The sequence below is a fragment of the Nocardia sp. NPDC051900 genome, from assembly GCF_044452545.1.
GTDB classification, from domain to species: domain Bacteria; phylum Actinomycetota; class Actinomycetes; order Mycobacteriales; family Mycobacteriaceae; genus Nocardia; species Nocardia sichangensis.
This window is the reverse complement of record NZ_JBITBU010000015.1, coordinates 136,693-151,729: the sequence shown is the minus strand read 5'-3', so window position 1 is coordinate 151,729 and position 15,037 is coordinate 136,693. Positions and strand designations below refer to the sequence as shown.

At 69.5% G+C, this 15,037-nt stretch carries 14 protein-coding genes; 8 read left to right on the top strand and 6 right to left on the bottom strand.

Annotated features, from left to right (window positions below):
• The first annotated feature begins 20 nt into the window (after positions 1-20).
• On the top strand, positions 21-386 hold the full coding sequence (locus tag ACIA5H_RS25215) for a DUF4345 family protein (RefSeq protein ID WP_379252802.1): 366 nt from the start codon (positions 21-23) through the stop codon (positions 384-386).
• A gap of 13 nt (positions 387-399) precedes the next feature.
• Here the strand turns inward: ACIA5H_RS25215 and ACIA5H_RS25210 are convergent, their stop codons facing one another.
• Positions 400-1,836, bottom strand: a complete 1,437-nt coding sequence (locus ACIA5H_RS25210) for an amino acid permease (RefSeq protein WP_379252801.1) — start codon at positions 1,834-1,836, stop codon at positions 400-402.
• A gap of 208 nt (positions 1,837-2,044) precedes the next feature.
• On the opposite strand from ACIA5H_RS25210, the gene ACIA5H_RS25205 reads away from it, so the two are divergent.
• Positions 2,045-3,229 (top strand): serine hydrolase domain-containing protein, encoded by a 1,185-nt coding sequence (locus ACIA5H_RS25205; protein WP_397077658.1) that lies wholly within the window; start codon positions 2,045-2,047, stop codon positions 3,227-3,229.
• A 67-nt stretch (positions 3,230-3,296) separates the two neighbouring features.
• Entirely contained in the window at positions 3,297-4,289 is a 993-nt protein-coding gene (locus ACIA5H_RS25200; RefSeq protein WP_379252799.1) for an LLM class flavin-dependent oxidoreductase, read from the top strand.
• A 6-nt stretch (positions 4,290-4,295) separates the two neighbouring features.
• On the opposite strand, the gene ACIA5H_RS25195 is transcribed toward ACIA5H_RS25200, so the two are convergent.
• Positions 4,296-5,123 (bottom strand): NADPH-dependent oxidoreductase, encoded by an 828-nt coding sequence (locus tag ACIA5H_RS25195; protein ID WP_397077655.1) that lies wholly within the window; start codon positions 5,121-5,123, stop codon positions 4,296-4,298.
• Between the two features lie 110 nt (positions 5,124-5,233).
• Here ACIA5H_RS25195 and ACIA5H_RS25190 point away from each other — a divergent pair, with 110 nt between their 5' ends.
• A complete protein-coding gene (locus tag ACIA5H_RS25190) occupies positions 5,234-5,989 on the top strand; it encodes a siderophore-interacting protein (RefSeq protein ID WP_397077653.1) in 756 nt (251 codons plus the stop codon).
• Between the two features lie 4 nt (positions 5,990-5,993).
• Here ACIA5H_RS25190 and ACIA5H_RS25185 read toward each other — a convergent pair whose 3' ends face one another.
• The 4 genes from ACIA5H_RS25185 to ACIA5H_RS25170 form a co-directional block, all read right to left on the bottom strand.
• Complete coding sequence (locus tag ACIA5H_RS25185) at positions 5,994-7,205, bottom strand: NupC/NupG family nucleoside CNT transporter (protein WP_397077650.1); 1,212 nt, start codon at positions 7,203-7,205, stop codon at positions 5,994-5,996.
• A gap of 151 nt (positions 7,206-7,356) precedes the next feature.
• Positions 7,357-8,406, bottom strand: coding sequence for an ABC transporter substrate-binding protein (locus ACIA5H_RS25180; protein WP_379252796.1), 1,050 nt, complete (start codon positions 8,404-8,406; stop codon positions 7,357-7,359).
• 2 nt (positions 8,407-8,408) lie between these two features.
• On the bottom strand, positions 8,409-9,296 hold the full coding sequence (locus ACIA5H_RS25175; protein WP_356965336.1) for an ABC transporter permease: 888 nt from the start codon (positions 9,294-9,296) through the stop codon (positions 8,409-8,411).
• Positions 9,286-10,092 (bottom strand): ABC transporter ATP-binding protein, encoded by an 807-nt coding sequence (locus ACIA5H_RS25170; RefSeq protein WP_355076366.1) that lies wholly within the window; start codon positions 10,090-10,092, stop codon positions 9,286-9,288. Before ACIA5H_RS25170 ends, ACIA5H_RS25175 begins: the two co-directional genes overlap by 11 nt.
• Positions 10,093-10,247: 155 nt before the next feature.
• Here ACIA5H_RS25170 and ACIA5H_RS25165 point away from each other — a divergent pair, with 155 nt between their 5' ends.
• The 4 genes from ACIA5H_RS25165 (at position 10,248) to ACIA5H_RS25150 (ending at position 14,990) form a co-directional block, all read left to right on the top strand.
• Positions 10,248-11,930 carry an ATP-binding protein gene (locus tag ACIA5H_RS25165; protein WP_397077646.1) on the top strand — a complete coding sequence of 561 codons (1,683 nt, stop codon included), beginning with the start codon at positions 10,248-10,250 and terminating at the stop codon, positions 11,928-11,930.
• Positions 11,912-12,583, top strand: coding sequence for a response regulator (locus ACIA5H_RS25160; protein WP_379252793.1), 672 nt, complete (start codon positions 11,912-11,914; stop codon positions 12,581-12,583). Before ACIA5H_RS25165 ends, ACIA5H_RS25160 begins: the two co-directional genes overlap by 19 nt.
• A gap of 378 nt (positions 12,584-12,961) precedes the next feature.
• The gene (locus ACIA5H_RS25155; protein ID WP_397077643.1) at positions 12,962-14,014 is read left to right on the top strand and encodes a Gfo/Idh/MocA family oxidoreductase; all 1,053 of its coding nucleotides are present in this window, start codon (positions 12,962-12,964) and stop codon (positions 14,012-14,014) included.
• Between the two features lie 85 nt (positions 14,015-14,099).
• Positions 14,100-14,990, top strand: a complete 891-nt coding sequence (locus tag ACIA5H_RS25150; protein WP_397077641.1) for a bile acid:sodium symporter family protein — start codon at positions 14,100-14,102, stop codon at positions 14,988-14,990.
• Positions 14,991-15,037 lie beyond the last annotated feature (47 nt).

Sequence of the window (15,037 nt, the reverse complement as noted above, 5' to 3'; positions counted from 1 at the left end):
ACGAGATTCTGGAGGTCGCAGTGGCGCAGGCCGTATGTGTGATAGTCGGCGTGTTCTTCCTGGGTATGGGTAGCTACGCGCTCGCCGCGCCCGCCGCTCTGATCCAGCCGTTCGGCATCCGGCTCACCGAACCGAGCGCGCGCTACGAGGTGCGCGCCGTCTACGGCGGCTTCGGACTGGCGATGGCGGCCGTGCTCGCGGTGGCCGCCATCGACCTCGCAGGACTGCGCGGCGGGATCATGGTCGCGATCGGCGCGGCATTGGCGGGCATGGCCCTCGGCCGGGTGCTCTCGGCCGTGCTCGATGAGCGAACCGCGTTCTATCCCACCTGGTTCTATGGCGCTGTGGAGGCGATCGGCGCCGCCGCGCTCTTCCTCGCCGCCTAGCGGAAACCGTCCGTCAGCTGGTGTGCGTGACGTCGGTCGGCGTGCTGGAACTGCCGAGTTTGCGCAGCACGAAGTATCCGGCCGACACCAGCACCGCCCACACCGCGCCGACGACGAGCGCCGTGCGCCCGCTGTCGGTGAACAACAGCAGCACGACCACCAAACCGAGGAACGCCAGCGCGAGCACGGTGGTGTAGGGCGCGGCGGGCAGCCGGTAGTCGCTGGCGGGCAGTTCGCCGCGGGCGACCTTGGCCCGGTAGAGCAGGTGGCAGACCAGGATGACGCCCCAGACGAAGATGATGCCGATGGTCGACACCGAGGTGATGTAGGCGAAGGCCTTGTCCGGGGAAATGACATTGACGATCACGCCGATCACCATCGCCGCCGCCGACACGGAGATCCCCGCATAAGGCACCGCGTTCGCGCTCAGTTTGTTCAGCCGGGCGGGCGCCTCGCCGTGCAGCGACAAGGTGCGCAGCATCCGGCCGGTGGAGTAGATCCCCGAGTTACACGACGACAGCGCCGCGGTGAGCAGCACGAAGTTGACGATGCCCGCCGCGCCCGGGATGCCGATCAGCTCGAAGACCTCCACGAACGGGCTCTTGCCCGCGTGGAAATTGCGCCAGCTGGACACCGACATGATCACAACGAGCGCACCGACATAGAACAGGCCGATCCGGAAGGGGAGCGTGTTGATCGCCTTGCGCAGAGTCTTGCGCGGCTCGCGCGCCTCCCCGGCGGTTACGCCGACCAACTCCACGCCGACGTAGGCGAACAGCACGATCTGCAAAACGAGCAGCGACTGACCGATGCCGTTGGGGAACACGCCCCCGTCGGCCCACAGATTGGTGACGGTGGGGTTCGTCGCGTGCCCGAAGCCGAACAGCAGCACGCCGATGCCGAGCAGGATCATGCCGACGATCGCGGTGACCTTGATGGTGGAGAACCAGAACTCGCCCTCGCCGAACAGCCGCACCGAGATCAGATTCGCGCAGAACATCACCGCGAGCACGACCAGCGCGGTGACCCACGGGGCGATGTCGAACCAGTACTCCACGTACTTGCCCGCCACGGTGATCTCGGCCATGCAGGTGGCCACCCACACCGCCCAGTACGACCAGCCGGTGACGAAGCCGGCGAAGCGGCCGAGGAACTCGTGCGCGTACTCGGCGAAACTCCCCGAGATCGGCCGGTAGGTCAGCAGTTCGCCGAGCGCCCGCATGATCACGAAGATGGCCAGGCCCGCCGCCAGGTAGGCCAGGATCAGGCCGGGCCCGGCCTGCTCGATCGCGCCGCCCGCGCCGTAGAACAGGCCCGTGCCGATCGCGCCGCCGATGGCGATCATCTGAATGGTGCGCGGGCTCAGGCCCCGGGCATAGCCCTCCGAGTCGCCGGTGTCCGCCGGAACCGATGGTCCCGCGTCCTGGAGGTGACGGTCGGAGGCTGTCATACTGCGGTCCTTTCGCTGGGCAGCGATGCGACGATCCGGTCGCCGAACACGCGACGTCGGATCATCGCACGTCCGGTCCGGAGCACGTGGTCACGCTACCGCCCCGCCCGCGCGCGCGTCGTCTCCGGGCCGACCGCGGCGGTCGTGCGCGCTTACCGGACGGGCGTCCGGCATGCCATCATCGGATTCCCCGACGATGGGTTCCGTCATGACCGAATCGCCGTCCCGGCGCACGCGAACGCGCCGCTACGCGCTCCGCACCGCCGTCGTCCTGCTCGCTGTCGTCGCCGTCTTGGTCGGCGCGGCGTTCGCGACGACCGCGGTCCTGCGCATCCCGGCCCCGCCGACGCTGCTGCGACTGCTGACCGACCCGCCCTCGACACAGGGCGAACTGTTCGAGAGCCGCACGGTGGCCGCCTCCCCCACGCCGCGTCCGCTGCCGGTCGCACCGCGGCCGCTGCCCGACCGGGTGCCGTGGAAGGGCTCGCAGATCTCGGTCGCCGACTTCCTCGGCGCCACGCACACCAATTCGTTCCTCGTTCTGCGCGGCGGCGCTCTCACCCACGAGTGGTATCGCGACGGCGTCACGGCCACCACCCGCCAGTCCTCGTGGTCGGTGGCGAAGTCCGTCGTGTCACTGCTGACCGGCCGCGCCATCGCGGCGGGGCGGCTAAACGAGGACGACCGCCTGGTGCGAATCCTGCCCGAGCTGAGCACCGGCGGCCCGTACGACACCGTCACCATCCGCGATTTGCTGGACATGGCCTCCGGCGTCGACGTCGACGAGAACTACAACAAGTACATGCCGCTGACCGGCACCGCCCGGATGTATCTCACCGAGGACCTCGCCGGGTTCGTCCGCGAGCATCAGGGCCTGCGGTTTCCGCCGGGCAGCGCGGGCGAGTACCGCAGCGTGGACACCCAGCTGCTGGGCATGGCGCTGGCGCGGGCCGAGGGCCTGCCGCTGAGTGAACTGCTGGAACGCGACCTGTGGGCTCCGATCGGCGCCGAGGACGCCGCGCTGTGGAATCTCGATCGCGCGGGCGGTCAGGAGAAAGCGTTCTGCTGCCTGAACGCGACGGCCCGCGACTTCGCCAAGATAGGCCAGATCGTCTTGGACGGCGGCCGCGTCGGCGACGCGCAGATCGTGCCGCCGGCCTGGATCGAACGCATCCGCACCCCGGTCCACCGGGTGGGCGACTGGCCCTACGGCGCACAGTGGTGGCACCCGACCGGTGGGGACGGCGCCGATCTCACCGCCGTCGGCGTCTACGGCCAGTACGTCTACGTCGACCCGCCCAGCGGCACCGTCATCGTCAAGCTCAGCGACTACGGCACCACCCAGGACGAGCAGGAGACCATCGAGGTGTTCCGCGCGATCGCTCGCGGCTGAGCCGGTCGGCGAAATACACCGGGGACCCGCGACGTTGGCAGTGGAGATCGCCACTGTGAGGAGACCCATGATCGACGTCCCGCTGTCCGTGCTGGATCTCGCGCCGGTGCAGTCCGGCCGCACCGTCGGCGAGGGGCTCGACGCGACCACCGAATTGGCCCGGCGCACCGAGGCTTTGGGCTACCACCGCTTCTGGGTCGCCGAACATCACAATATGCCCGGCATCGCCAGTTCTGCGCCGAGCGTGCTGCTGGCCCACCTGGCCGCGGCCACCTCGACCATCCGCGTCGGCTCCGGCGGGGTGATGCTGCCCAACCACGCGCCGCTCGTGGTCGCCGAGCAGTTCGGCACCCTGCACGCGCTGCATCCCGGACGGATCGACCTGGGCATCGGACGCGCGCCGGGCACCGACCAGGCGACCGCACGGGCGCTGCGTCGGACCGCGGACGGACTGTCGGCGGAATCGTTCCCCCAGGAACTGGCCGCGTTGCTGGGCTACTTCCGCGGGTCCGACCCCGGCGGCATCGCCGCCACGCCCGGGCGCGGTGAGGAACCGGAGGTCTGGCTGCTCGGCTCCAGCGGCTACAGCGCCCAGGTCGCGGCGCTGCTCGGGGTCCCGTTCGCCTTCGCGCACCACATCGCCCCCGACAACACCGAGCCCGCGCTCGCGCTCTACCGCGAGCACTTCCGGCCTTCGGAGCGCCTGGAGCGCCCGCATGCGATGGTCGCGGTCGCGGCCATCTGCGCGGACACCGACGAGCGCGCCGAAATCCTGGCCGGCCCGCGCGACCTGGCCTTCCTGAACCTGGTGCGCGGCACGCCGCAGGCACTGGCCACGCCGGAGGAAGCGGCCGCGTTCCGTCCGTCGGAACAGGAGCGCGCGTTCATCCGGCAGCGCCGGGCCGGGCAGTTGCTCGGCTCCCCGGAGACGGTGCGCGGTCAGCTCGAGGATCTGCTGCGCCGCACCCAGGCCGACGAGCTGATGATCAACACGCTGGTCTACGACATCGACGACCGCGCCCGATCGTTCGAACTGCTCACCGAGAAGGTCGCGGCCTGAGGCGAGTCAGTGCAAGCGGAAGCCGTGGTTGGCCAGCGATTCCCGCAACCGATGCCTGCCGTTGAGTGCCGCCGCGGAGGCGAGCCGGGCCAGCACACGTTCGGTCCAGGAATGCGAGAGCCGTTGTTCGGCATAGAACTCCGCGATCCGGGTCTCGTACTCGGCCACGTGCACCCGCTGCGCGTCCAAGTCGTAGGTCTCCCGATGCAGGACGGCGTCCTGCGGCAGGCGCGGCTTCACCCGCGCGTCCTCGGCGGGATCCGGGTGACCGACCAGCAAGCCGAAGACGGCGAAGACCTGCGGCGGCAATCCCAGCTCGGCGGCGACTTCCTCCGGCTTGTTGCGCAGCGCGCCGATGTAGACGGTGCCGAGCCCGAGCGATTCCGCCGCCACCACCGCGTTCTGCGCCGCGAGCGCGGCGTCGATGAATCCGACGTAGCTCGATTCCAGGTAGTCCGCACCCTCCAGCGGCGCGCTCCGGTCTTCGGCGAGCTGGCGCAGGCGCGCGAAATCGGCCGTCCAGACCAGCAGCACCGGCGCTTGCACGATGTGGGCCTGATCGCCCGCGAGCGCGGCCAGGCGCGCCTTGCGTTGCGGGTCACGCACCGCGATGACGCTCCAGACCTGCAGATTCGACGAGGTCGGCGCGGACTGCGCCGCGGAGATCAGCAGCCGCAGCGTGGCGTCCGGCACCGGGTCGGACAGGTAGCGGCGCACCGAGCGATGCTCGTGCAGCACCTGCAGGACCTGGTTCCACTGCGCGGGTTCGACCGGTTGCGGGTCGCGGTAGCGCTGTTGCACGGCGTGGGTCGGGGTCGGCACGCACTGCGTCATGGGCATCATCCTTTCGCCAGGACGGCGCGCCGTCAGCGGTTGGCCGCAGCCTGAGCGGAACACAGGTAGGGTAAGTAAGGCAATCCTAATTGCTTATATCGGAGGTTCTCTTGGCACGTCCCCGCACCACCCTCACGGTGCAGCGCACCGAATGGCTCACCCCGCACTTGATCCGGGTGTACCTCGGCGGTCCCGGCTTCGCCGCGTTCCGTCCCAGCGAGTTCACCGACTCGTACGTGAAATTCATCTTCCCGCAGGGCGGGAACGAGGTGCTGCGCACCTACACCGTCCGATCCGTCGACCCCGTCGCCGGAGAGATCGCGGTCGACTTCGTCTACCACGGCGCGGAGGGCATCGCGGGACCGTGGGCTGCCGCGGTCCAGCCCGGCGAGACCATCGATTTCCATGGCCCCAACGGCGCCTACGCCCCGCGCCCGGACGCCGACTGGCATCTGCTGGCCGGTGACGAGGCGGCGCTGCCCGCCATCGCCGCCGCGCTCGAGGCGATGCCCGGCGAGGCGACGGGGCTGGCGTTCGTCGAAGTCGCCGGTCCGGACGACGAACTGCCGGTGAAGAAGCCGGACGGCATCGAGCTGACCTGGCTGCACCGCGGCGCGCGGCCCCCTGGCGAGGTGCTCGCCGAGACCGTTCGCTCCGCGCCGTGGACGCCGGGGCAGGTCCAGGTGTTCATCCACGGCGAAGCCGAAGCGGTCATGAAAGACCTGCGCCGCTACATCCGCAAGGATCGCGGCGTTTCCGCCGAGTGGGCGGCGTCGATCTCCGGGTATTGGCGCCGCGGCCGCACCGAGGAGGGCTTCCGGGAATGGAAGGCCGAACTGCGGGCGGTCGAGGGGGCCAACGGCTGAACCGTCAACTCAGCAGTCCGACGATGGTGGCGGACAGGAAGCTGACCAAGGTGGCGCCGTAGAGCAGGCGAAGCCCGTTGCGGGCGATGACGGTGCCCTGTTTCTCGCTGAGGCTGCGGACCGCGCCGGTGACGATGGCGATGGTGGAGAAGTTCGCGAACGACACCAGATAGGTGGAGACGATCGCGACGGTGTGGTCCGACAGTCCGGCGTGTTGCCGGTTCAGTTCCTGCATGGCGACCACTTCGTTGGACACCAGCTTGGTGCCCATGAACCGGCCCGCGGCCGCCGCCTCGTCCCACGGGATGCCGGTCAACCAGGCCAGCGGGGCGAAGACGTGGCCCATCACGTCCTGGAACGTGGTGCCGTGGAACAGCGCCGCGAAGATTCCGTTGACCATGGCGAGCAAGGCGATGAATCCGATCAGCATGGCCGCGACGGTGAACGCGACCTTGAAGCCGACCAGGATGTATTCGGTGAGCATCTCGAAGAACGATTGCCGCTTACGGCTGTCGGCGATCTCCTCGCCGATCAGCCGGGCATCGTCGGCGGCGCCGACCTTGTAGGGGTTGATCAGCGAGCACACCACGAAGGCGCCCAGCATATTCAGCACGATGGCCGCGATCACGTACTTCGGGTCGATGAGCACCATATAGGCGCCGAGGATGCCCGCCGAGACCGTCGACATCGCCGAGGCCGCCAGGGTGTACATCCGCTGCGGCGGAATGTCGTCGAGCATGGCGCGCAGCGAGATGAACACTTCTGATTGGCCGAGGATCGCGGAGGCGACCGCGTTGAACGATTCGATCCTGCCGAAGCCGCTCACCCAGGCCAGCAGCATGCCGAGGTACTTGATGATCAACGGCAGGACCCGGAGGTGTTGCAGGATGCCGATCAGCGCGGACACGAGCACGATCGGCATCAGCACCGCGAACAGGAACGCGGGCCCGCCGCTGCCGACGGCGGGCAGTTCGCCGAATACGAACGCGGTGCCCTGGGCGGCGTAGCCGAGGATGTGGGCGAAGGCGTCGCTGACCGCGCGGATCACCGTGCCTCCGATCCCGGTCTTCAGCAACAGGAAACCGAGCGCGAGTTGCACGATCAAAAGGACGGCGATCCGCGGCAGCCGAGCGGCGGCGGCGCGGCGGTCGGTACTGGGCAGCCAGGCCAGCAGCAGGAAGCACATCAGCCCGGCGAATCCGATCAGATGATGCACGCGCACCTCGGCTGCCGTGACGTACTTCGGCTTATGGGAGCACTTCTCATGTCGGTTTATGGTGCGGTGTCTTCACAGTTGAGAAGCTCCGTCGGTACACGTGCGGCCGCCCGGGACGATCCCAGGCGGCCGCACATGGTCACCGGCGCCGCTACTGTCGCGGCGCGCGCAGCGCCTCCTCCACGAACTGCGTGGTGTAGGTCTCGGACAGGTCGATCCGATCGCGCACGGGACGCACGTTCTTCGAGTACTTGCCGAGGATCTCCAGGACGTTCTGCGCGCCTTCGGGTTTCATCAACCCGTCGCCGTTGAACATGCCGATGGAATCGCGGATCGACTGGACGTAGAGGTCCTTGCCCGCGCTCGCGTACTGCGGCGGCATCTTCTCGGCGATCTCCTCGGGCGTGTGCGTCCGGATCCACTGCAGCGTCTGCACGAACGCGGCGGCGAGCTTGCGCACGATGTCGGGGTGGGCCTCGATCGTCGCGCAGCTCATGTACAGCGACGTCGCCGGATACAGCCCGCCGAGCGCGGCCCTGGTGCCCGCCTCGGTGCGCAGGTCGACGAGGACGCGCGCATCGCCGGAGTTCACCATCTGCGCCACCGTGGGATCGGTGGTCATGCCCGCGTCGATGCCGTCGTGGTTCATGCCCGCGATGAACGTCTGTCCCGCACCCACTTTCACCCGGGTGTAATCGGCGGTGCTCATCCCGGCCTGGCCGGTGAGCGCCTGGGTGAGGAAGTCGGTCGACGAGCCGAGCGAGGTCACGCCCAGCTTCTTGCCGCGCAGATCGGCGACCGAGGTGATGTCCGCGTCCGCCTTCGACACCAGTTCGACCTCACCGGGCACGTCGGACATCTGCACCACCGAGCGGATGCACTGGTCCTTGGCCTGCAGATCGATGGTGTGGTCGTAGAACCCGACGACGGCCTGCACGTCGCCGGTGAGCAACGCCGTCTCGGCCGTGGCTCCGGACTGCTCGCCGAGCAGTTTCACGTCGATGTCGTTGCGCTCGAAGAAGCCGAGTTGCCGGGTCAGCACGGCGGGCAGATAGATCACCTTCTCCAGCCCGCCCACCATGATGGTGATCTGCGGTCGCCCGTCGGCCATCGGAAGGGTGCGGGAGTCCCGGCATCCGGTGGCCGTCAGCAGTGCCGCGATCACGACGGCGACGAGCGCGAGTTGCTTGCGATGCCTCATGGTCAGATCCCGTGGTTCGAGGTCGCCTGCGAGGGCCGCCATTTCAGCAACCGGTTCTCCGCCATGCCGATCCCCCACTCGGCGATCAGCGCGGCCACGGTGACGATGATCATGCCCGCGTAGATGCCCGCCGAGTCGAAGGTGCCCTGCGCGTTGCTGATCAGCAGACCCAGGCCCTTGCTCGCGCCCGCGTACTCGCCCACCACCGCGCCGATCAGCGCGAAACCGAAGGCAGTGTGCAGGCTGGAGAGGATCCAGGTGGTCGCGCTCGGCAGCACGATCGACACCAGCACTTGCCTGCGGCTCGCGCCCAGGATACGGGCGTTGTCGATCACATTGCCGTCCACTTCTCGCGCACCGGTGAACGCGTTGAAGAACACCGCGAAGAACACCAGCACCACCACGGTCGCGACCTTCGAACTCAGGCCTAGACCGAACCAGATGATGAACAGCGACGCCAGCACGATGCGCGGAACCGCGTTGAGCGCCTTGATGAACGGCGCGAGCACCTCGGCCCAGTACCGGCTGCGGCCGAGCAGCACGCCCAGCACGACGCCGGCCACCGTGCCGATCACGAAACCGAGCACGGCCTCCTGCACGGTGGTGTAGATCTGCAGCCAGATCGAGCCGAATTGCGTCCCCTCGGTAAACCATTCGACCAACCGCGCCCAGATCAGCGACGGCTTCGAGTAGAAGAACGGATCGATCCACACCGTGGCGGTGAGCTCCCACGCGCCCAGCCACAGCGCCACCAGCGCGACGCGTAGGCCCCAAGTCCGGATCCGGGCGCGCCGCGCGGCGGTGCGTACCCGGGCCAGAATCTGTGCCTCGGTCTCGTTCTCCACCGCGGGCTCGTCGACGGCGTCCTGCACCAGCACGTCATGCGACACGGGAGGCTCCCTTCGCCCGAGCGGCCTCGACCTGATCGCGCAGCGTCTCCCAGATCTCCTTGTAGATGTCGCGGAACTCGGCGGTCAGCCGCACGTCCTCGACACTGCGCGGCCGTGTCAGGCCCACGGTGAAGTCTCCGCAGACGGTGGCCGGGCTCGCGGTCATCACGACCACCCGGTCGGCGAGCACGATCGCCTCCTCCAGATCGTGGGTGACGAAGACGACCGCCGCGTTGGTGCCCGCCCAGACGCGCAGCAGCTCGTCCTGCATGAGCTGCCGGGTCTGCACGTCCAGCGCGCTGAACGGCTCGTCCATCAGCAGGATCTCCGGCTCGTTGACCAGTGTCTGTGCCAGCGCCACGCGCTTGCGCATGCCGCCGGACAACTGGTGCGGGTAGTAGCTCTCGAACCCGGCCAGACCGACCTTGCGCACCCATCCGGACGCCTTCGCCCGCGCCTCGGCCTTCGACGCGCCGCGCAGGCGCGGGCCGAGCGCGACGTTGTCCAGCACGCTCTTCCACGGCAGCACCGCGTCCTGCTGGAACATGTAGCCGATGCCTTCGGGGATGCCGTCGACGTCCTTGCCGCGCACGAGCGTCCGCCCGGCCGAGGCCGGTTCCAGCCCGGACACCAGCGACAACGTGGTGGACTTGCCGCATCCGGTGGGGCCGACGACGGCGACGAATTCGCCGGGGCGCACCGTGAGGTTCAGATTGCGCACGGCGGTGTGGATGCCACCGCCGGTGCCGGGGAAACGCTTGGTCGCGTTCCGCAGCTCGATGAGGGATTGCGTCATTGCTTCCTACTTCTGCGAGATCGGGTAGGGCGAACGTACGTGGCCCCGGTCACACGCCGGAGCTTGTGCGCACAACCGCCACAAACGCGGGATATGCGGGTTTTGCGCATTCTGCTCATGCGCGGTGCGCGGTGGTCTGCGCCTATGCTGCGGCCATGGCCACTGAGGGCGCGCGGGCCGTGCGGTTGCGGACCCAGGTTCTGCTGTCGCAGATCCTGGTCGTCGCGCTGACGCTCGGTGTCGCGTTCGCGGTGTTCGGCTATCTCAGTGATCAGCGGCTGCGCGACGCCTACGGTCAGCGTGCGCTCGCCGTCGCGCGCACCGTCGCCGCCGACCCGGTGGTGCGCGCCGAGGTGGCCAGGTACGCGCCGGGCGCGGTCGATCCGGGCGTGCGCCAGGAGCTGGCCACCGGCCCGCTGGAGCGGCTCGCGGTGGACGCGACCCAGCGCAACAACGCCCTGTTCGTGGTGATCACCGATGACGTGGGCATCCGCCTGGCGCATCCGGACGCCGCCCGGCTCGCCGAGCACGTCAGCACCGATCCATCCGAGGCGCTCGCGGGCCGCGAGTCGATCACCGAGGAACGCGGCACGCTCGGCGACTCGGTGCGCGCCAAGGTCCCCGTCACGGCGCCCGGCTCCGATCGTGTGGTCGGCGCGGTCAGCGTCGGCATCGCCACCGACGCGGTGCACGAGCAACTGCTCGGCGACCTGCGCACCGCGGGCGGCCTGGTCGCGGTGGCGCTCGCGGTCGGCATCGCCGGATCGATCCTGCTCGCCCGCCGCTGGCGCGGGCTGACGCTCGGGCTGGAACCCGACGAGCTGGCCGAACTGGTCCGGGGGCAGGCCGCGGTGCTGCACGGCATCGGCGGCGGCGTGCTCGCCGTCGACGCGTCGTGGCGCACGACCTTCGTCAGCGACGAGGCGCGCAGGCTGCTCGGCATCGCGCCGGACATCGGGCGCCCGGTCGACGAGATCGGGCTCACCCCGCGAGTGCTGGAGGTGTTCCGCGACCTCGATCGGCAACCCGCCTCGGCGACGGTCGGTGCGAACGTCGTCATCGTCTCGGCGCGGCGAGTCAGCCGGGACGGCCGTGATCTCGGCGCGGTGCTCACCGTGCGCGACCGCACCGACGTGGAATCGCTGACCAGGCAGCTGGACGCGGTGCAGTCGATGAGCACGGTGCTGCGCGCGCAGCGCCACGAGTTCTCCAACAAGATGCACCTGGTCAGCGGGCTGCTGCACGGCGGGCATGTCGAGGAGGCCGCGCGGTCGGTCGACGAGCTGATCGGGGCGGGTCCGCTCGGTCCGGCGACCCCGGGCATCGATGCCATCCACGACACGTATCTACAGGCCTTCCTGGCCGCCAAGGCCGCGCACGCCAGGGAGAACGGGGTGGAACTCGTGCTCGGGCCCAACACCTGGGTCGAGGGCGATCTCGCCGATCCGGTGGACGTGACCACCGTGCTCGGCAATCTGCTGGACAACGCCATGGAGGCCGTGCGCGCTCGGCAGCGCTCGGTTCGGCAGGTGGAAGTCGAACTGGTGCAGGAGGATTCGACGCTGCACATCACCGTCGCCGACAGCGGCGACGGTGTCGCGCCCGACCTGGTGGACGCGCTGTTCACCGAAGGGATCTCGACCCGCGACGACCTCGGCGTCCCCGGTGGGCGCGGGGTGGGCCTCGCCCTGATCCGCCAGATCGTCCGCACCCACGGCGGCGACGTGCGCCTGTCGAGTCCCGGCGGCGGCGAGCCGCCACTGACCGGCGCGGAGTTCATCGCACGCATCCCCGGGGTGCTCGCGCAGAGCGAGGTGTCATGGCCCCGCCGTCCCTGACCGTCCTGATCGTCGACGACGACTTCCGGGTGGCGAATCTGCACGCCGGGATCGTGCAGGCAATCCCGGGTTTCACGGTGGCGGGCACCGCCAATACCCTCGCCGCCGCGCGGGAACTCGTCGCGGCGCGGCCGATCGACCTGGCGCTGGTGGACGTCTACCTGCCCGACGGATCCGGTATCGATTTCGTCCGCGAGCTGCACTGCGACGCCATGGTGCTCACCGCGTCGACCGAGAGCGAGTCGGTGCGCGCCGCCGTCGCGGCAGGTGCGGTGTCCTACCTCGTCAAGCCCTTCCCGCATACCGAACTCGCCGCCCGGCTCGCCGCCTACGCCCGCTACCGGCGCATTCTCGCCGTGCCGCAGGTCGACAACGCCCGGGTCGCCGCGGCGCTGCACGCACTGCGTCCTTCGGTCACCGCGAGCCCGGCGGCGACCGTGGCCTCCCCCACCAAAGGCGCTGTCCTGCAAGCCATTCTCGATGCGGGCACACCTCTGTCCGCAGGAGAGGTAGCGAGCGCCATCGGCATCTCCAGGGCCACCGCCCAGCGCTATCTCGCCGCACTCGTCGCCGGCGGCGCGGTGCGCATGAGCCTGCGCTACGGCAGCACCGGGCGGCCCGAACAGGAGTACTCCGCCGCGCCGCCGCATTGAGCCGACCGCGCCGGGCGCGGGAAGAACCGGCCCGCGCGCGGCCGGTCCGGCGGGTCGTCCCGGACAGCCCGGAACCTCGCGCGGTATCCACCGGCCACCATCGCCGCACGCGCCAGAACGTCGCAGGTCGACAGCCGGACCATCGGCGGACGACGACATGCTCGACCGGCGCACGACGTGGCACCTACACGGCCAGGCCGACGCGTCTCCGTCTGCCGGACATACGATCCGATCGTCACCGGACCACCGGTTGCGGCAGCACAAGAGCGAACGGTGCGATCCACTTCGGTGGCGCGCCGCTCGAGGTGGCGCTCCTCGGCCGACCAGCGCCTACGTGGTGAAGCCTGATGCGGTTGTCAGCGGCGGTAGCGTCGGGGTATGAGCATCGTCGAGGTCGCCGTTGTCGGCTACGGCCTGGCCGGGTCGGTTTTTCACGCTCCGCTGATCGCCGCGCAACCGCGGATGCGGGTCGCTGCCGTGGTGACCTCCTCGGAGGAGCGTGCCGAGCGGGCGCGCGCCGAACACCCCGGTGTGCGTGTGGTGGCGCACGCAGAGGAGTTGTTCGCCACGCCGGACGGCATCGATCTGGCTGTGATCGCGACACCGAACCACACGCACGCGCCGCTGGCCGGGCAGGCGCTGGAGGCCGGGCTGCCCGTCGTGGTCGACAAGCCGTTCGCGGTAGCGGTGGACGACGCCGAAGATCTGGTCCGGCGCGCGGAGCGGTCCGGCCTCGCGTTGTCGGTCTTCCAGAACCGGCGCTGGGACGGCGACTTCCGGACGGTGCGTGAACTCGTCGAGACCGGAAGGCTGGGCCGGGTGCGGCGTTTCGAGTCCCGGTTCGAACGGTGGCGTCCGGTGCCGAAGGGCGGCTGGCGGGAGGTCGGCACGGACGAGGAGGGCGCGGGCATCCTGCTCGACCTCGGCAGCCACTTGGTGGACCAAGCCGTGACCCTGTTCGGCCCGGTGGCTTCGGTGTACTGCGAGCTGGACCGGCGGCGGGAAGGGATCACCACCGACGACGACGCGTTCGTCGCGCTCACCCACACCGGCGGTGTCCGCTCCCACCTCTGGATGAGCGCCGTCGCCGCGCAACTCGGCCCGCGTTTCCGGGTGCTCGGGTCGGAGGCCGGGTATGTCACCTACGGGCTGGACCCGCAGGAGGAAGCACTCCGATCCGGTCGCCGCCCGGGAAACGATTCCCCTTGGGGCACAGTCGATGCCGAGCGCTGGGGCGTGCTGGGCGCGGAACCGGACTTCGCCCCCGCGCCGACCGTACCCGGCGCGTACCCCGATTTCTACTCCGCCATGGCCGCCGCGCTGCTCGACGGCGCTCCGGTGCCCGTCGACCCGCGCGACGCCGTCACCACCCTGCGCCTACTGACGAAAGCACGCGAGTCGGCAGCGCTGGGTGTGACCGTCACCGCTTGACCGGGGCTGGCCACCTTCGCCGCGACTCGATAACGTCGGTCCCCGGGATCGGCCGGTCCGGGCCGCCCTGTGAGAGGAGACCCGAATGGGTACAACGGTTTTCGCCGTGCTGCTGCCGCTGGCGCTGGCCTTGGTGATGTTCGGGCTCGGATTGACCTTGACGACCGACGATTTCGCGCGCGTGCTGCGGTATCCGAAAGCGGCGGTGATCGCGCTGGCGTGCCAGATGGTCCTGCTGCCCGCGGTGTGCCTCGGCCTGATCCGCCTGTTCGGACTGGAAGGCGCGCTCGCGGCGGGCATGCTGCTGCTCGCGGCGTCGCCGGGCGGAGCGTCGGCCAACCTGTTCAGTCACGTCGCCGGGGGCAACGTGGCGCTGAACATCACACTCACCGCGATCAATTCGGTGCTCGCGGTATTCACCCTGCCCGTGGTGGTGGCGCTGTCCTACGCCTTGTTCCTGGACGGCGAGGGTGCGGTCGGACTGCGGCCGGACAAATTCGCACAGGTCTTCGCCATCGTGCTGGTGCCGGTCGCGATCGGCATGGTGGTGCATCGGCGGTTCCCGGAGTGGTCTCGGCGGATGCGCGGGGCGGTCAAGATCCTGTCCGTCGCGGTCCTCGCGCTGGTGATCGCGGCCGGAGTGAGCTCGAACCTGGACATCCTGACCGAGCACATCGGAGAGCTGTCCGCGATCTGCCTGACCTTCGCCGTGATCAGTCTGGCCGTGGGCTATTTCCTGCCCCGGCTGTTGCGGGTGGAAGCCGATCAGGCGATCGCATCGGCCATGGAGATCGGCGTGCACAACGCGGCGCTCGCGATCGCCGTCGCCGCTTCGGTATTGGACAACGACACCATGGCCGTTCCGGGCGCGGTGTACGGGGTTCTGATGAACATCCCGGCGGCGATCGCCGCGTATCTGCTGGCCAGGCGGGCGCGGCGAGAGCAGCCCGCGCCCGCGCCGAGCATGGCGGGTTAGCCCGGGCAGTTCGCCGCGCGGACATGGGCGGCCCCGGTGGGTAGCCT